This window comes from Methylobacterium nigriterrae (assembly GCF_037106235.1).
GTDB classification, from domain to species: Bacteria; Pseudomonadota; Alphaproteobacteria; order Rhizobiales; family Beijerinckiaceae; genus Methylobacterium; species Methylobacterium nigriterrae.
Genome location: NZ_JBAWTG010000021.1, coordinates 40,393 through 55,377, shown reverse-complemented (window position 1 = coordinate 55,377; position 14,985 = coordinate 40,393). Strand labels below are relative to the sequence as shown.

General features: G+C 72.1%; 14 protein-coding genes. 5 read left to right on the top strand and 9 right to left on the bottom strand.

Features of this window, described 5'->3' with window-relative positions:
• Positions 1–18: 18 nt before the first annotated feature.
• The 5 genes from WDW90_RS13630 to WDW90_RS13610 form a co-directional block, all read right to left on the bottom strand.
• The gene (locus WDW90_RS13630) at positions 19–1,260 is read right to left on the bottom strand and encodes a cytochrome P450 (protein WP_336487932.1); all 1,242 of its coding nucleotides are present in this window, start codon (positions 1,258–1,260) and stop codon (positions 19–21) included.
• A 43-nt stretch (positions 1,261–1,303) separates the two neighbouring features.
• Complete coding sequence (locus WDW90_RS13625; protein ID WP_336487931.1) at positions 1,304–2,581, bottom strand: NAD(P)/FAD-dependent oxidoreductase; 1,278 nt, start codon at positions 2,579–2,581, stop codon at positions 1,304–1,306.
• Complete coding sequence (locus tag WDW90_RS13620; protein WP_431311035.1) at positions 2,578–2,850, bottom strand: ferredoxin; 273 nt, start codon at positions 2,848–2,850, stop codon at positions 2,578–2,580. The genes WDW90_RS13625 and WDW90_RS13620 overlap by 4 nt, the downstream gene beginning before the upstream one ends.
• Before the next feature lie 58 nt (positions 2,851–2,908).
• A complete protein-coding gene (locus tag WDW90_RS13615; protein ID WP_336487930.1) occupies positions 2,909–3,670 on the bottom strand; it encodes a DUF3750 domain-containing protein in 762 nt (253 codons plus the stop codon).
• Positions 3,671–3,839: 169 nt separating this feature from the next.
• Positions 3,840–4,691: a Crp/Fnr family transcriptional regulator gene (locus WDW90_RS13610; protein WP_336487929.1), complete on the bottom strand. Its 852-nt coding sequence runs from the start codon at positions 4,689–4,691 to the stop codon at positions 3,840–3,842.
• Between the two features lie 499 nt (positions 4,692–5,190).
• Here WDW90_RS13610 and WDW90_RS13605 point away from each other — a divergent pair, with 499 nt between their 5' ends.
• Positions 5,191–5,814 carry a hypothetical protein gene (locus WDW90_RS13605; RefSeq protein ID WP_336487928.1) on the top strand — a complete coding sequence of 208 codons (624 nt, stop codon included), beginning with the start codon at positions 5,191–5,193 and terminating at the stop codon, positions 5,812–5,814.
• A 27-nt stretch (positions 5,815–5,841) separates the two neighbouring features.
• On the opposite strand, the gene nrfD is transcribed toward WDW90_RS13605, so the two are convergent.
• From nrfD to WDW90_RS13590, 3 genes are read right to left on the bottom strand one after another with little or no spacing between them, the layout of a single operon-like run.
• Positions 5,842–6,894 (bottom strand): NrfD/PsrC family molybdoenzyme membrane anchor subunit, encoded by a 1,053-nt coding sequence (gene nrfD, locus WDW90_RS13600; protein WP_336487927.1) that lies wholly within the window; start codon positions 6,892–6,894, stop codon positions 5,842–5,844.
• Positions 6,891–7,808, bottom strand: coding sequence for a 4Fe-4S dicluster domain-containing protein (locus tag WDW90_RS13595; protein ID WP_336487926.1), 918 nt, complete (start codon positions 7,806–7,808; stop codon positions 6,891–6,893). Before WDW90_RS13595 ends, nrfD begins: the two co-directional genes overlap by 4 nt.
• 7 nt (positions 7,809–7,815) lie before the next feature.
• Complete coding sequence (locus WDW90_RS13590; RefSeq protein WP_336487925.1) at positions 7,816–8,034, bottom strand: hypothetical protein; 219 nt, start codon at positions 8,032–8,034, stop codon at positions 7,816–7,818.
• A 218-nt stretch (positions 8,035–8,252) separates the two neighbouring features.
• Here WDW90_RS13590 and fdh point away from each other — a divergent pair, with 218 nt between their 5' ends.
• Entirely contained in the window at positions 8,253–11,495 is a 3,243-nt protein-coding gene (gene fdh, locus WDW90_RS13585; protein ID WP_336487924.1) for a formate dehydrogenase, read from the top strand.
• Positions 11,485–11,832: a hypothetical protein gene (locus WDW90_RS13580; protein ID WP_336487923.1), complete on the top strand. Its 348-nt coding sequence runs from the start codon at positions 11,485–11,487 to the stop codon at positions 11,830–11,832. Before fdh ends, WDW90_RS13580 begins: the two co-directional genes overlap by 11 nt.
• A 164-nt stretch (positions 11,833–11,996) precedes the next feature.
• On the opposite strand, the gene WDW90_RS13575 is transcribed toward WDW90_RS13580, so the two are convergent.
• On the bottom strand, positions 11,997–12,230 hold the full coding sequence (locus WDW90_RS13575; RefSeq protein WP_336487922.1) for a hypothetical protein: 234 nt from the start codon (positions 12,228–12,230) through the stop codon (positions 11,997–11,999).
• A 591-nt stretch (positions 12,231–12,821) separates the two neighbouring features.
• Here WDW90_RS13575 and WDW90_RS13570 point away from each other — a divergent pair.
• Positions 12,822–13,832, top strand: coding sequence for an NAD-dependent epimerase/dehydratase family protein (locus tag WDW90_RS13570; protein ID WP_336487921.1), 1,011 nt, complete (start codon positions 12,822–12,824; stop codon positions 13,830–13,832).
• 83 nt (positions 13,833–13,915) lie between these two features.
• Positions 13,916–14,782 carry a 3-mercaptopyruvate sulfurtransferase gene (gene sseA / locus WDW90_RS13565; RefSeq protein WP_336487920.1) on the top strand — a complete coding sequence of 289 codons (867 nt, stop codon included), beginning with the start codon at positions 13,916–13,918 and terminating at the stop codon, positions 14,780–14,782.
• The last annotated feature ends 203 nt before the right edge of the window (positions 14,783–14,985 follow it).

Genomic DNA, 14,985 nt, shown 5'->3' with positions numbered 1-14,985 from the left:
AGCCGCCAGGGCTGCGGCCTAATCGATTCCCGCGATCGCGAGCCGCAGGTGCTGCGGCCCGCGAAGCGCCGCGCCCGGCCGGTAGGGCGGCGGATCCGCGATCAGGCGGGGCTTCCGGAGCCGTCCCGCGAGCGCCGCGAGGGCAGCCTCCGTCTCGAACCGGGCGAGCGGGGCGCCGACACAGTAATGCAGGCTGCCGCCGAACCCGAAATGGCGGTTGTCGTGGCGGTCCGGATGGAAGCGGTCGGGATCCGCGTAGGCGCAGCCGTCGCGCCCGGCCGCCGCGAACAGCAGCACCACCGGCGCGCCCTCCGGGATCGTGACGTCCGCGATCGGGATGTCGGCCAGGGCCTTGCGGGTGCGGAACTGGACCGGCGGGTCGAAGCGCTGCACCTCCTCGAGCACGCGCGGCGCCCATCCGGGCTCGGCGCGCAGGCGCTCGAGCGCGTCGGGGCGGCGCAGCAGCGCGAGCATGCTGTTCGTGATGAGGTTCACGGTGGTCTCGTGGCCGGCCACCAGCATCAGGATCGAGGTCGCGATGAGGTCGTAATCCCCCATCCGGCCGATGCCGGAGGGCGCTTCGTTGGCGAGGCCCGACAGCATGTCGTCCGCCGGATGGCGGCGCTTCTCCGCGATCAGGTCGGCCATGTAGGCCGAGATCTCGTCGAAGCAGCGGCTGTTCTTCGCCCTGATCTCGGCGTCGTCGAGGCTGTCGGGCTCGAGCGCGGTGGCGAGCTGCGTCGCCCAGCCGTGGAATTTCGGCTCGTCCTCGGTCGGCACCCCGAAGAGCTCGCAGATCACCGTCACGGGCAGCGGGTAGGCGAGGTCGTCGACGATGTCGATCTCGCGCGCGCCGCACTTCCTGTTCAGGAGGTCTGCCACGAGCCGGTCGGAGCGCCGGCGCATGGCCTGCACCCGCTCGCGGGTGAACTGATGCATCACGGCGGCCCGAAGCCGGTCGTGGTCCGGCGGGTCGCGGAAGATGAAGGGCCGGTGCGTGTCGGTGATGTGCTCGCGGATCGGCTTGACGATCCAGTCGGTGAACGGGTTCCCGGTCAGCGGCCGCTCGGAGGGCGGCAGCGTCTCCGAGCTGATCCGGGGGTCGTACAGGAGGCTTGCCACGCTCGCATGCGTCGCGGCCACGTAGGTCCCGTCGTGCTGGCGCGAGACCGGGCTCTCGCGCAGCCGCGCGAAGAGGGGATAGGGATCCGCCCGGTTCTTCGGGTCCTTGATCTGATCGAGGAGGGTTGGGTCGGCCATCGGGTCCTTCCGGCGGGTGTCGAGGGGCGGCACGCCACCGGGCTCAGGAAAGGCCCGGCGCCAGCACCGCGAGGCGCGCCGGCTGATCCGTCGCGGCGCTGATCGGCGGGAAGGGCGCGCGGTCGGCGACCTGCGCCGCGTAGGCCGGCAGCCAGCGGGCGCAATCGACCGAGACGGCGGCGATGCAGCGCCCGGCCCGGCCGTAGACCGCGAGGAAGCGCCCCTCCTCCGGAGAGCCCTGCGCGATCACGAGGCCGTCGGCGCCCTTGGTGAGGCCCACCGACTTGATGTTGAGCCGATGCTGCGTCGACCAGAAGGTCGGCAGGGCGCCGTAGGGTTTCCCCGGCGCCCCGCCGGCGAGGAGCCGGCCGGCATGCTCGGCCTGCTCGATCGCGTGGCCCCAATGCTCCAGCGCGACGCGCGCGCCGCCGTAGAGCGGGTGGGGGAAGCGCGCGACGTCGCCCGCCGCCGCGATCCGGGTGTCGGGGCGGCCATCCGCGTCGAGCGCGTGGCCGGCCGCGTCGCAGTCGAGCCCGCCCTCGTCCGCGCTGAGCCCGGCGCCGTCGAGCCAGTCCGTGTTGCGCACCACGCCGAGCGCGATCACCACGATGTCGGCCTCGATCGCGCCGCCGCCCGCGAGATGCGCCCGGGCGACCCGGCCCCTGCCGTCATCCTCCAGCCACTCGACCTCGGCGCCGCAGCGCAGGTCGAGCCCCCGGGCGGCGTGAATCGCCCCGATGACGGCGCCGAGATGGGTGCCGAGCACCCGCGCGAGCGGCGTCGGCGCGGGCTCGACCAGGGTGACGGGAAGGCCGAGGGCACGGCAGCCCGAGGCCACCTCGCAGCCGATGAAGCCGCCCCCGACGACGAGGACGCGCCGGGGCCCGGCCGCGAGATCAGCCCGCAGAGCCGCCGCATCGGCGCGGTCGCGCAGCGTGTGGACGCCCGCGAGCCGGCCCTCGTGCGGGTTCGGCCAGGAGCGCGCCCTGGCACCGGTCGCGATCAGGAGGCGGTCGTAGGCGAGACGCGAGCCGTCCGCGAGGCGCACCGCGCGATTCGCTCGGTCGAGTCCGGTCGCGGCGACGCCGAGTTTCCACTGCGCGTCGAGGGGCACGAGGTTCGGCAGCGCGGTCGCGTCGGCCGCCACCTCGCCCGTGAGCACGTGCTTCGAGAGCGGCGGGCGATCGTAGGGCCGATGCGGCTCCGCTCCGACGACGGTGAGCGACCCCGCGAATCCGGCACGGCGCAGGCTCTCCGCGCCGCGCAGGCCGGCGAGCGAGGCTCCGACCACGACGGCGCGCTCCGCGGCGGTCCGGCTCATAGCTCGCCCTGCCCCGGATCCTCGACGCGGATGGCCTGGACCGGGCAGGCGATGCGGGCGCGCTCGAGATCGGCGCGAGCCTCGGCCGGCGGCGCCGGGTCGTAGAACAGCGCCTCGCGCCCCTCGATGACGAAGTGCTCGGGCGCCGCGTAGCAGCACTGGGCGTAGGCTTGGCAACGGTTGAGGTCGACCACCACCCGCAGTCGCCTGGCGCTCGGGCTCGGGCTCGGGCTCGGTTCGGGCGTGGCTTGGCGGGCGGAATCGGACATGGAGGCGGAAAGCGTTGGCGGCGCCGGCGGTTCCCGCGGACGGCCGGTCGCGCCGCGCTCAGGCCGGCAGGCCGATCCGCCCCCAACCCGGCAGCTTGAGGGCCGGGCGGCGCAAGTCGAGACCCGCCACCGCGCCGAGCAGGTTCAACTCGACGCCCTCGACCCAGCCCAGGGTGAGGCCGGCATAGCCGCCGAGGCTCAGCCGGATGCCGGTGCCGCTCGGCGTCACCTCGGCGATCCGGCCCGGCGGGGTCCAGTCCTTGCCGAGCGCCGTCGGCGGCAAGGTCGCCCCGCTCGCGGGGATGCGAGCCAGGACGTGGGCCGCGAAGGTGTTCGAGTTCGGCCCCGGCCAGGCCTGATAGGAGCCGAGCGCCCGGTGCGGATAATCGGCCACCGCGGCGCGAATCGCCGGGATGGCGCGGGCGGCGGCAGGCCCGTCGAGGGCGAATACGCGCTCCGGAGCGTTGCCGAACCAGCGCCCGTCCGGCGCGAAGGCGTCGGTGCGCACCGGGCTTCCCCACCCGACCACGTCGTAGCGGCTGTAGCGCGGCGCGCCGGTCTCCTTCACCACCACCCAGCTGTGATGGGCGAAGACGCCTCGCCAGCGCCCGACCCGGGCGGCGTAGATCCGCACCAGCGCCTCCGGGTGCGACTGCGCCGGCGGCAGCAGCCCGGCGCTCGACCAGTCTGCCGCCGCCCAGCTCGACTCACGCTCGCTCCGGCTCAGCCACCACAGGGCGCGGGTGGCCAGCGGCAGCAGGAACACGATCAGGACGGCAAGGACGATGAAGCGCGCGGCGACAAGCAGGGCAGTGAGCATGCCCACCGCATGTCATGTGCGGCCCCGCTCGGCGCAAGCGGAAGCGGCGTCGCAGGAGCGTCCGTCCCGGCGCCCGGGGTGACGCCGCGCCCGCAACGACGGAGGCCGGCCCCGTCGCCGGGGCCGGCCTCCGCATCGCTCGCGCATCCCCTCGGCCGCGCGCTTCCGTTCAGCAGGGCGCGCAGGACGGTGCGGCTGCGCGCTCGAGGCTGCCGTCGAGGCTCAGAACCCGGCGATTATGCGCGATCGCCCCGCAGCAATCGCAGGCCGCGTTCTGGAGACGCGCCCGGTCGAGGAGATCGACGCGGCCGCGCGTCGAGCGGATCAGGCGCTCGCCCTCGATGATGTGCAGCGCGACCGTCACGCTCGCCCGCCGTACCCCCAGCATCTGCGCGATGTGGTCGTGGGTGAACGGCAGGGTATCGCTCTCCAGGCGCTGGTGCGCCTGCAGGAGCCAGCGGCACAGACGCTTCTCGAGAGAGTGGCGGCTGTTGCAGGCGGCGATCTGGTAGGCCTCTTCCAGGCTCATGCGCACGTATCGCAGGAGCAGGGCGCGGGCCTGCGGCGAGGCTTCCATCAGGCGCCGCAGGGCCGCCGCGGGCACCCTGTAGGCGGGCGCCCCGACCTGGACGACCGCCCTGTGGGACGCCGGATCCGTGCCGAGAAGGGCCGAGGCGCCGACGAGATCGTGCCGGCCGACCATCGCGACCTCGACCTCGGCATTCGCGGCCGGACCGCTGCGCACGAGGACCGAGACGAGCCCTCCGGTGGGGAAGGTGACGTAGGCCGGGCTCGCACCGGAATGGACCAGCGTCTCCCCGGCGGTCATGGTGACGGCCTCGAGCTCCTCCGCCCAGTTCTGCGGCGCATGCCGCAGCAGGGCTTCCAGAAGGCCATTGCTGCCGGGGGGCGGACGATGCGAGACGCCCTGCTGCCCATCCCTCGGACCGACCAGTGCTGCCCCGTTCAGGAGCGTGGCGCTCACCTCCGGGATGCACAACCTGATGTTGGTCTCGTTCATCTTACGGCGACTCCCGTCCTCACAGGCGCCCGACGGATGCCCGAAGACACCCGGAAGGCACGCGCGGCCAGTTCATCGCAGCCCCATCCGTACTAACCTGAGCAGCCGGCGGCGGCGTCGCGATCTCTCTGGCTTTCCTCAGGGTCCGATTTCGGCGCAGGGAGCGCGCGGCGCCAATAACATATGATGGTACTAATGATTCAAGCTCGCCTTCTAGTACCTTTTCCCGCGCGAACGTACTCCGTTGTACGACCTTCTTTTGGCTAATTAGGTGGCACAGCCAAGCTATGGCCGCGCTGCCACCTGAAGGTGCACTTGCGGAGCATGAAACGGCTTGCGGAGCATGAAACGGAATGCGCCGCCCGAAACGCGCCGAGTTTCCTGGACGGGCCGGCACGGCTCCGTTAAGTTTTCCTTCACGAAGCCGCCGTCCTGCCGGCGCAGCGTCGCCGGGATGCGAGACGCGCTCGTGCCTGCGCCGGATAACCGGGAGAGCACCATGCCGATCGGAGCGCGCCGCGGTCTCGGAGCCGCCCTGTTGCTGGGGCTGGCACTGGGCGCCCCGCCGAGCTGGGCGGAGGATCCCGCGCCGCCCGCGCGGGCCTGGACCGATCCGCCGGTGCGCGGCAGCGCCGCCTCGCCGGCCGCGCAGCCGCTCCCTCCCAAAGCCGCCGAGGCGGCATCCGAGAAGCCGGCCGAACGGGCCGAGGCCGCGAAGCCGCCCGCCGCGCGTCAGGCCCGCCGCTCGAGCCGCCAGAAGGCCGCCGCGGTCAGCGCCTCCCGCGCCGTGCGCCGGCACGCCGAGCGGCGAATCGCCGTGGCGGCCCTCCATCCGACCCGCCCGCCTCGCGCGCGCGCGCGAAGTTCGGCTTCGTCGCGGACGAGCCCCTACGCGACGTTCGTGGTGCGCGAGCGCTACGCGACGCCCTACGGCGCCCCATACCCGGTCGGACAGATCGGCGCGCCGGTCTACGGCTACACGCTCGCGGACGACCGGCTGCGCCGCATCGAGGCCGCGCAGCGCGCCGGCTACATCGTGGTCCGCGCCCGCTCCGTGCAATTCCCGGACGGGCGCTCGCTGCGCACCTACCGGCCGCTGGAAGAGGGTGACGACGACGAGTGAGGCCCGCGCGGGCTCCGTGCCGGCGGGTTAGCCGCCGTCGCGCGGCAGGTTGTCGGGCTGCATGAAGCGGAAGCTCACGTCCGGCCGCCGGGCCGAGGTCTCGCCGGCCTTGATGATGGCGACGCGCAGGGCGGCGCCGCCGACGAGCACCGCCAGCGCCGCCAGCGCACCCTCGCCGCGGCCGGGCCTGCGGCCGGTCAGGCGCGCGGCGGCGTAGAGGCCGAGGGGGAGCGCCGCGCCGAGCCCTGTCGCCACCACCTTCTCGACCGCGCCGGCCGTGCCGGCGAGCGCCGGCGCGACGCCCCGGCGCCGGTAGACCGCGGCCGAGACCACGTCGCCCGCGAGATCGACCGCCAGCGCCACCGCCGCCAGGGTCTCGAGGCGCCGCCTCAGGCCGCCGTCGCGCTCGCCGAGCCAGAGCGCCATGGCGCCGCTCGCCACCGCCGAGGCGCCGAAGCGCACGGCGAGGCTCCGGGGCGCGGCGGCCCAGAGCGGCGTCGAGGTCGCGGCGAAGAGCGCGGCCGTGTAGGTCGAGAGCCCCGCCCCGAGCGCGGCCGCGGGCAGGCTCGCGGCGCGGGCGAGCGTCCGGGCCGGGCCCGGCGCAATGCTCCGGTCGGCGGCGAACTGCGCCGCCGCGGTGAGCGAGGCGACACCCGTGAAGCCGGTCAGGATCCAGGTCCCGATCGACATGGGCGAGGTGCCCTTGGCGACCCGGAACATGTTGTAGAAGCGCTCGGGCGTGTGCAGGTCGTAGACGAGGAGGGCCGAGCCGATGGTGGGCGCCAGGAGCGCCGTGTAGCGGCCCCGGCGCACCAGGTCCTCCGCGCCCCGCCCCATCGAGAGGTCGGCCACCGTCGCGATCAGCGCGCTCGCCCCCGACAGGCCCGCCAGGAAGACGTAGCCGCCGACGACGCCGGCCTCGAACGGCGCGGGTTTCAGCGCCTGGCGCCCGTAATAGGTCGGCCCCCGCCAATGGCCGCCCACCCGCCCAGGCTCCGGCATGTCGCGCAGGGAGGCGGAGCGCGGGCGCTCGGGCACGTCCTCGGGAGACCGGGCGGCGACCGGGTAGGAGGCCGTCACGGGCGACGCTCCGCGTCCGAGAACAGGAGGGCGGCGGCGAGCGTCAGGCCGGCCACCGCCGCGAGGCCCGAGGCGAGGCTCGGGGTGATCCGGCGCGAGGGCCGGGTCGGGGCGGAGGGCAGGTTGTAGACCTCCGGCGCGTCGGTCAGCAGGAAGAAGGCGTTGAGGTGGCTCATCCCGCCGGTGGCGCCGGGCGCCCCCGGCGTGCCGTAGAGATAGGCGGACGGGACGCCGCGCCTGTGCAGGTCCTCGACCCGCTTCCCGGCCCGCGCCTGCAGGTCGGAGAGCTCGCCGAATTGGATCGAGTCGGTCGGGCAGGACTTGGCGCAGGCCGGCTCCAGGCCGCCCTTGAGGCGGTCGTAGCAGAGCGTGCACTTGTGGGCCTTGCCGTCGAGCTTGCTCACCTCGACGACGCCGAACGGGCAGGCCGGCACGCAGTAGCCGCAGCCGTTGCAGACGTCCTGCTGCACTACCACGGTGTCGAACTCAGTCTTGAACAGCGCGCCCGTCGGGCAGGCCTCCATGCAGGGGGCGTGGTGGCAGTGCTTGCACACGTCGCTCATCATCAGCCAGCCGCTCTGGAAGGGCTGCTGGACGGTCGAGCGCACGCCGCCATCGCCGCTCTTCTCGACGAAGCTGACGTGGCGCCACGTATTGGCGGAGAGCGCGCCCGAGTTGTCGAAGCTCTGGCCGGTCAGCCCGAGATTGTCCGCCGGCAGGTTGTTCCACTCCTTGCAGGCCACCTCGCAGGCCTTGCAGCCGATGCAGACGGTGGTGTCGGTGAAGAAGCCGTAGGAGCGCCCGGGCTCGATCCTGACGCCGGCGGTGAGCTCGGATTCGTCGGGGATGACCCGGTCGAGGCTCGATTGGTGGTGCTGGGCGGCCCGGGGATGCATGTGGAAGACGTTGTCCATCACGCCCTCAGATCCGCTCGATGCGCTCGGCGAGATAGCCGATCTCGTTCCGGGCCGGGGAGTAGGTGACCCGGATCCGTGCCTGCTCGCGCTGCAGCGGCTCGAGATCGTCGTCCTCGGCCAGCATGTGGGGAGAGAGGACGAAGAGGTGCGCGACGCCGTCCTCGTCGGTGAGCTGAAAGCGGCTTTCCTGGGCGATCGTGACGATCCCGCGCATCGTGGGCATGCCGCTCCGGCCTCTCGTGTCTCGGGCCGCACGGCGGAGCCGCGCGCTTCAGTTCGGAACGTTCCAGAGGCGGTCATGTTTCCCGGGGCGCGGCCGGGCGCCGCCCGTGCGGAACAAGGCACTCCGGGCGGCGGTTTGCGATGTCGAGCAGTCGGCCGCCGAGCGCTCGACCGGGTCGGTCGCGGGCGGTGCTGGCAGCGGTTCAGCGAGGGCAGCACATGGCGCAGGACGAAGACGGGCGAGGCCATCCCTGGCGGCAGCGCAGCCGCGTCGTCGGCAAGGGCATCGGCGCGCGCCTGTCCGGCTTCCTGCGCGACTGGTCCCTGCCCCGCCAGTTCGCGGGCGAGGACGTGCAGTCGAGCGCCGCCAGATCCTCCGCCTCCGAGCGGCTGCGGCCGCGGCTCGAGGAGGCGGACCGGGTCGGTTCCAGCATCTGCCCGTTTTGCGCGGTGGGCTGTGGCCAACTCATCTACGCCAAGAATGGACGGCCGATCCACGTCGAGGGCGATCCCCGCTCGCCCGTCAACGCGGGCACGCTCTGTCCCAAGGGCGCCGGGACGCTGGGCATGCTGCTCTCGCCCGAGCGCGTCACCCGGGTGCTCTACCGGGCGCCGCGCGCGACGGCCTGGGAGGTGAGGCCCCTCGACTGGGCGATGGAGCGGATCGCGCAACTCACCCGCCGAGCCCGCGACGAGACCTTCGCGGAGACGCTACCCGACGGGCGCATCATCAACCACACGGTCGGGATCGGGTCGCTCGGGGGGGCGACCATGGACAACGAGGAGAATTACCTCATCAAGAAGCTGTTCGGCGGCGGTCTCGGCATGCTGAACATCGAGAACCAGGCCAGGATTTGACACTCGTCCTCGGTGCCGAGTCTCGGCACCTCCTTCGGGCGCGGCGCCGCCACCATGGCGCTGTGGGACCTCGCCAATTCCGACTGCATCATCGCGATGGGCTCCAACATCGCGGAGAACCATCCGATCGCCTTCCGCTTCGTCACCGAGGCGCAGCGCCGCGGCGCGACCATCATCCACGTCGATCCGCGCTTCACCCGCACGAGCGCGCTCGCCGACATCTATGCGCCGCTCCGCTCCGGGACCGACATCGCATTCCTCGGCGGCATGATCCGCCACATCCTGGAGAACGACCTCTGGTTCCGCGACTTCGCCCTCGAATACACGAACCTCGCCCACATCATCGAGGATGGCTACCAGGATCCGGAGCAGAATGACGGGGTGTTCTCGGGGTTCGACGCGGATATCCGCGCCTACAGCCAGGACACCTGGCAGTACAAGGGCAAGACGGTGCCCTCCTCCATCGCCGAGCACCGCGAGCAGACCAAGGAGCAGGACGGCGGCGACTACGAGAGCATGACGGAGAGCCCGCCGCCGCAGGACCGCACGCTCCAGCACCCGAACTGCGTCTACCAGATCCTGCGCCGTCACTACGCGCGCTACACGCCCGAGATGGTCGAGCGGGTCACCGGCTGCCCGCAGGAGACCTTCCTGAAGGTCGTCGAGACGCTGGCCAGGAATTCCGGCCGCGAGCGCACGGGCGCCTTCACCTACGCGGTCGGCTGGACGCACCATTCGACGGGCGTGCAGATCATCCGCGCCTGCACCATCGTCCAGGCGCTGCTCGGCAATGTCGGGCGCCCCGGCGGCGGCATCTTGGCGCTGCGCGGCCATGTCAGCATCCAGGGCTCGACCGACATCCCGACCCTCTACAACATGCTGCCGACCTACCTGCCGCAGCCGAACGTCTTCCACGATCACGCGACGCTCGACCGCTACCTCAAGTCCGAGACGCCGACCACGGGCTGGTGGTCGAACATGCCGAAATACGCCGTGAGCCTCCTGAAGGCCTGGTACGGCGAGGCGGCCACCAAGGCGAACGACTGGGGCTACCAGTTCCTGCCGAAGCTCACCGGCGACCTCAGCCAGGAGCCGATGACCATGGCGATGGTCGACGGGGTGATGCGGGGTCAGTTCATGCTCGGCCAGAATCCGCTGGTCGGCGCCGTCAACGCGGATTTCGTGGAGCGGGGCCTCGGCCGGCTCGACTGGCTCGTGGTGCGCGACTTCGCGATGACCGAGACGGCGAACTTCTGGCAGAAGGGCCGCCTCGTCGAGCGCGGCGAGGTCGCGCCCGAGGCGATCGACACGGAGGTGTTCTTCCTGCCCGCCGCGATGCCCGGCGAGAAGGAGGGCTCGGTCACGAACACGAGCCGCCTCGTGCAGTGGCACGACAAGGTCTGCGAGGCGCCGGGCGACAGCCGCTCGGACCTGTGGTTCATCTACCATCTCGGGCGACGCCTGAAGGAACTCTATGCCGGCAGCCGGGAGACCCGTGACGGCGCCATCCAGGCGCTGACCTGGGACTATCCGGTCGAGGGCGCGATCGAGGAGCCGAACGCGGAGGCGGTGCTCGCCGAGATCAACGGCTACCGGATCGCTGACGGCGAGCCTGTGGCCACCTACAAGGACCTGAAGGACGATGGGTCCACCGCCTGCGGCGGCTGGATGTATTGCGGCGTCATGCCGAAGGAGGGCCACAACCTCGCCCGCTCGCGAAAGCCCGACGGGCCGGACGGGCCGGGCTCGCATCTCGGCTGGGCCTTCGCATGGCCCTCGAACCGCCGCACGCTCTACAACCGCGCTTCGGCGGATCCCGAGGGCAAGCCCTGGTCGGACGCCAAGAAGATGATCTGGTGGGATGAGGGGCAGGGGAAATGGACCGGCCTCGACGTGCCCGACTTCGTCGAGGACAAGCGGCCCGATTACCGGCCCGACTGGTCGAAGCGCCCGCACGGCATGGATGCGCTCGGGGGCAACGACCCCTTCATCATGGAGGCCGACGGCAAGAGCCAGATCTTCGTGCCGACCGGCCTGCGCGACGGACCGCTTCCGACCCATTACGAACCGATCGAGAGCCCCGTCAGGAACCCGCTCTACGGGCAGCAGTTCAACCCGGCGGCGAAGCTCTGGGGCCGGCCCGGCAACGAGCTCCACGCGCCCGAGGACCCGCGCTTTCCCTATGTCTTCACGACGTTCCGCCTCACCGAGCTCCATTGCGGCGGCGTGCCGACGCGCGTGATGCCCCACACCGCCGAGCTGCAGCCGGAGGCGTTCGTGGAGGTCTCGCCGGAACTCGCCGAGGAGCTCGGCATCCGGCATCTCGGCTGGACGGTGCTGTCGAGCTTGCGCGGCGAGATCGAGGTGAAGGCGATGGTGACGGAGCGGGTGAGGCCCTTCACGATCGACGGGCGCACCGTGCACCAGATCGGCATGCCCTGGGTCTACGGGCGCGAGGGCTATGCCCGCGGCGCTGTGGCGAATGTGCTGCTCGCGATCACGGGGGATGCCAATACCAGTATTCACACGACCAAGGCGCTCACCGTGAACCTGCGGGCGGGCCGTCTCACGCAGCTCAAGCGGGAGGCCCGCCATGCCCGCTGACGCGCCGGGCGGGGCAGCCCCTGATCGCGACGCGGATCGGCGGGTCGAGCGCCCCGGCCGGAAGGCGCTCGCCGCCCTCGACCGCGTCCTGAGCCAGCGCCCCAGGAAGGACGATCACGCCTTCAGCCGGGCCACGATGTGCCTCGCGGCCTTCCGCGACGCGTTGATCGATGGGCACCGGCGCCAGGTCTGCACCCGCGAGCGCCTCGTGCACCTCAACGGGGTGATCAGCGTGGTGCTGGCCGGCCACTTCCCGCTCGGCGACGTGCCCTGGGACGAGATTGACAGGGCGCGGGGCTGGCTGAGCGATCTCGTGGAGGCAGTCGAGCCGGAGTGAGGGGCGGGCCCGGGCCGGACGACGCTGCGCGGCCGCACTCCGTTCGCGGACGGGAAGGCCCGCCGCATCCCGCCGGAATCGGCCTCGATTCGGGCCGGCGAGGCAAATCGCCATCACGGGCCGCCGACGAAACCCCGCGCTCCGAGACCCGGCGCAGTCCGGGCTCAGCGAATCCGGCCGGGACGGGTCGGCTCGAAGACGATGCGGCGGTGGAACGCGCACCAACTCTTGCCGTCGGCCACCGGCGCGCCGCAGCAGACGGCGCGGTCGTTCGGCTCGCCGATGATGAACTTGCAGACGAAAGCGCCCGACTGGGCGAAAGGAACGCGCAGCTCGGCGGACGGCTCGGCAATCTGCTCAGCGTCGCCGATCTGGGACATGCGAACAAGTTGATTCATGTGGCGGACGGGCTCGTGAACGGTTCAGGATGCGTGGGCTGAAGCCCGGCTGGCATTGTGATCTTGCGCGTGCTGCGTCCACCGGATGCGTCCTCCGAACCCGCGCCGACGGCGGTCTCGGGGGATGAACCCCGTGCGGCCCCAAGGGAGCGGGGCGCAACAGCGTCATCGTGCTGTTATAACTGGGGTTCTTACTCCGCGAAACAAGTCCCGCATGCACATGACGCAACCGCACACAGACATTTTCGGCAGGTGGCTCCGGCGCGACTGAGCCTTTTCAGGATGAAGCGCACAAGCTGCTCAGGCCCGGCCGGCTTTTACCAGGAATGCGAGCAATGAAGCCTCGGGCCGCTGCCTTCCCGCGCCCTGGCTCGGACATACGAGATCTTTCCTGCGTAGTCTGGCGCGGGGACGGTTCACTCCGCGGGTGTCGATCGCGTGCGCCGATGCGCCCGGCGCGGCCGAGATGCGGTCTTTGGACGCTTCCGGGCGGCCGGGCAGCCATCCTCCGAGGCGGCGCGAGGCGCCTTCCTTGAGCCCGACGCCGCCGGCGTGTAGTGCCGCGCGGGCGGGCTTGAGAGGAAGATCCCGATGCGCGTTCTCGTCACCGGCTCGGCCGGATTCATCGGCTACCATGTGAGCCGGCGCCTCCTCGCCGAAGGCCATGCGGTGACAGGACTCGACGGGTTCTCGGATTACTACGACGTCGCCCTGAAGCGCGCTCGCCACGCCGACCTCGCGCGGCATCCGGGCTTCGAGCCCGTCGAGGGGCGCCTCGAGGATCCCGGCCTCCTGCACGGCCTCCTGGGCCGCGCGCGCCCGGAGATCGTCGTCCACCTCGCCGCCCAGGCCGGTGTCCGCTACAGCCTGGAGAATCCGCAAGCCTATCTCGACGCGAACCTGATCGGCAGCTTCAATCTCCTGGAGGCGGTCCGCGCCCATCCGGTGCGCCACCTCCTGCTCGCCTCCACGAGCTCGGCCTACGGCGGCAATGCCGCCCTGCCCTTCCGGGAGACCGACCGGGCCGTGAGCCCGCTGACCTTCTACGCCGCCTCGAAGCTCGCCATGGAGGCGATGGCCCATGCCTACAGCCATCTCCACGTCATCCCGACGACCGCCTTCCGGTTCTTCACGGTCTACGGGCCCTGGGGACGGCCCGACATGGCCCTGTTCCTGTTCACCGCCCGGATCCTGGCGGGCGAGCCGATCGAGGTCTTTTCCGGCGGCTCGGCCGAGCGCGACTTCACCTATATCGACGACCTCGTCGAGGCGATCCGGCGGCTCGCCGACGCGCCCCCGCCCGCTCCCGGCACGGGCGGGCCGGTCGGCGCCTTCGACACGCTGAGCGGGAGTGCCCCCTACCGCCTCGTCAATATCGGGGGCGGGCGCCCGGTTCGGCTCGACCGCATGATCGACGCGCTGGAGCGGGCGCTGGGGCGGCGGGCCGAGCGCGTGGCGAAACCCCTGCCCCCGGGCGACGTCGCCCGCACGCACGCGAGCACTGAACTCCTGCAGGCGCTGATCGGCACGGTGCCGGGCACCCCGATCGAGGTCGGCATCCCGGCCTTCGTGGCGTGGTACCGGAGCTATTACGGGGCGTGACGCCCGCCCCCGTGCAAGCGCACGCCGGATGTGGTTGAGTGCCGGCCCGACGCCGCAGGCCAGACCCAAGGACAGATCCCCCCATGGCGACATCGCCCCTCGTCACGCCCGCCTGGCTCCACGAGCGCCTCTCCGCGCCCGACATCGTCGTGCTCGACGCCTCCTGGTACCTGCCGGCCGCGGGCCGCGACGCGCAGGCCGAGTACCGCGCCGCCCACATCCCGGGCGCGATCCGCTTCGACATCGACGCCGTGAGCGACGAGGGATCCGGCCTGCCCCACATGCTGCCGCGGCCCGAGGTTTTCGCCTCGCGGATGCGCAGCCTCGGCATCGGGGACGGGATGCACGTCGTGGTCTATGACGGGATGGGCCTGTTCTCGGCGCCCCGGGTCTGGTGGATGCTGCGCACCTTCGGGGTGCGCGACGTCGCCGTGCTCGACGGCGGCCTGCCCGCCTGGGTGGCGGCCGGCTACGCCACCGAGGACGGCGAGCCCCATCCGCGCGACCGGCGCCATTTCACGGCCCGCCTCGACAACGGCGCGGTGGCGGATTCGGGCGACGTTGCGCGGGCGCTCGACGGCGGCAGCGTCCAGGTCGTCGATGCCCGCTCGGGCACGCGCTTTCGCGGCGAGGAGCCGGAGCCGCGCCCCGGCGTCCGCCCGGGTCACATGCCGGGCGCGCTGAACCTGCACTACGCCGCGCTGCAGGACGACGGCCGCCTCAAGGACCCGGCGGCCCTGCGGGCGGTCTTCGCCGGGAACGGCGTCGATCTCGACCGGCCCGTGATCACGACCTGCGGCTCCGGCGTCACCGCCGCGATCGTGTCTCTGGCCCTGGAGACGCTCGGCCGCCCGGCCCGCTCCCTCTACGATGGCTCGTGGTCGGAATGGGGCGCCGACGAGAGCCGCCCCGTCGCGACCGGCCCGGCGCAGGCTCCCCGCCGACCCTGATGCTCGGGACGCCATGATGCACCCCGGCCACGCCGGGGCGGCGTCGCACCCGCGTGCCCCTGGCTGCCCGCCTCGCCCGGCACCTCGTCATCGGCCCGTCACGCAAGCAGGATCGGGTCATTTTTGCAACGCCCGCAGCGGGAGCGCGGTGGCATCGATGCAGCCGGTTGTCCACGTTATAGCACTTGCTATATTCCGTGCCG

Bases quoted from the DNA above. Each gene is read 5' to 3' on its own strand.
- WDW90_RS13630 (WP_336487932.1), bottom strand. From the start codon at position 1,260: ATGGCCGACCCAACCCTCCTCGATCAGATCAAGGACCCGAAGAACCGG.
- WDW90_RS13625 (WP_336487931.1), bottom strand. From the start codon at position 2,581: ATGAGCCGGACCGCCGCGGAGCGCGCCGTCGTGGTCGGAGCCTCGCTC.
- WDW90_RS13620 (WP_431311035.1), bottom strand. From the start codon at position 2,850: ATGTCCGATTCCGCCCGCCAAGCCACGCCCGAACCGAGCCCGAGCCCG.
- WDW90_RS13615 (WP_336487930.1), bottom strand. From the start codon at position 3,670: ATGCTCACTGCCCTGCTTGTCGCCGCGCGCTTCATCGTCCTTGCCGTC.
- WDW90_RS13610 (WP_336487929.1), bottom strand. From the start codon at position 4,691: ATGAACGAGACCAACATCAGGTTGTGCATCCCGGAGGTGAGCGCCACG.
- WDW90_RS13605 (WP_336487928.1), top strand. From the start codon at position 5,191: ATGCCGATCGGAGCGCGCCGCGGTCTCGGAGCCGCCCTGTTGCTGGGG.
- WDW90_RS13595 (WP_336487926.1), bottom strand. From the start codon at position 7,808: ATGGACAACGTCTTCCACATGCATCCCCGGGCCGCCCAGCACCACCAA.
- WDW90_RS13590 (WP_336487925.1), bottom strand. From the start codon at position 8,034: ATGCCCACGATGCGCGGGATCGTCACGATCGCCCAGGAAAGCCGCTTT.
- WDW90_RS13580 (WP_336487923.1), top strand. From the start codon at position 11,485: ATGCCCGCTGACGCGCCGGGCGGGGCAGCCCCTGATCGCGACGCGGAT.
- WDW90_RS13575 (WP_336487922.1), bottom strand. From the start codon at position 12,230: ATGAATCAACTTGTTCGCATGTCCCAGATCGGCGACGCTGAGCAGATT.
- WDW90_RS13570 (WP_336487921.1), top strand. From the start codon at position 12,822: ATGCGCGTTCTCGTCACCGGCTCGGCCGGATTCATCGGCTACCATGTG.
- sseA (WP_336487920.1), top strand. From the start codon at position 13,916: ATGGCGACATCGCCCCTCGTCACGCCCGCCTGGCTCCACGAGCGCCTC.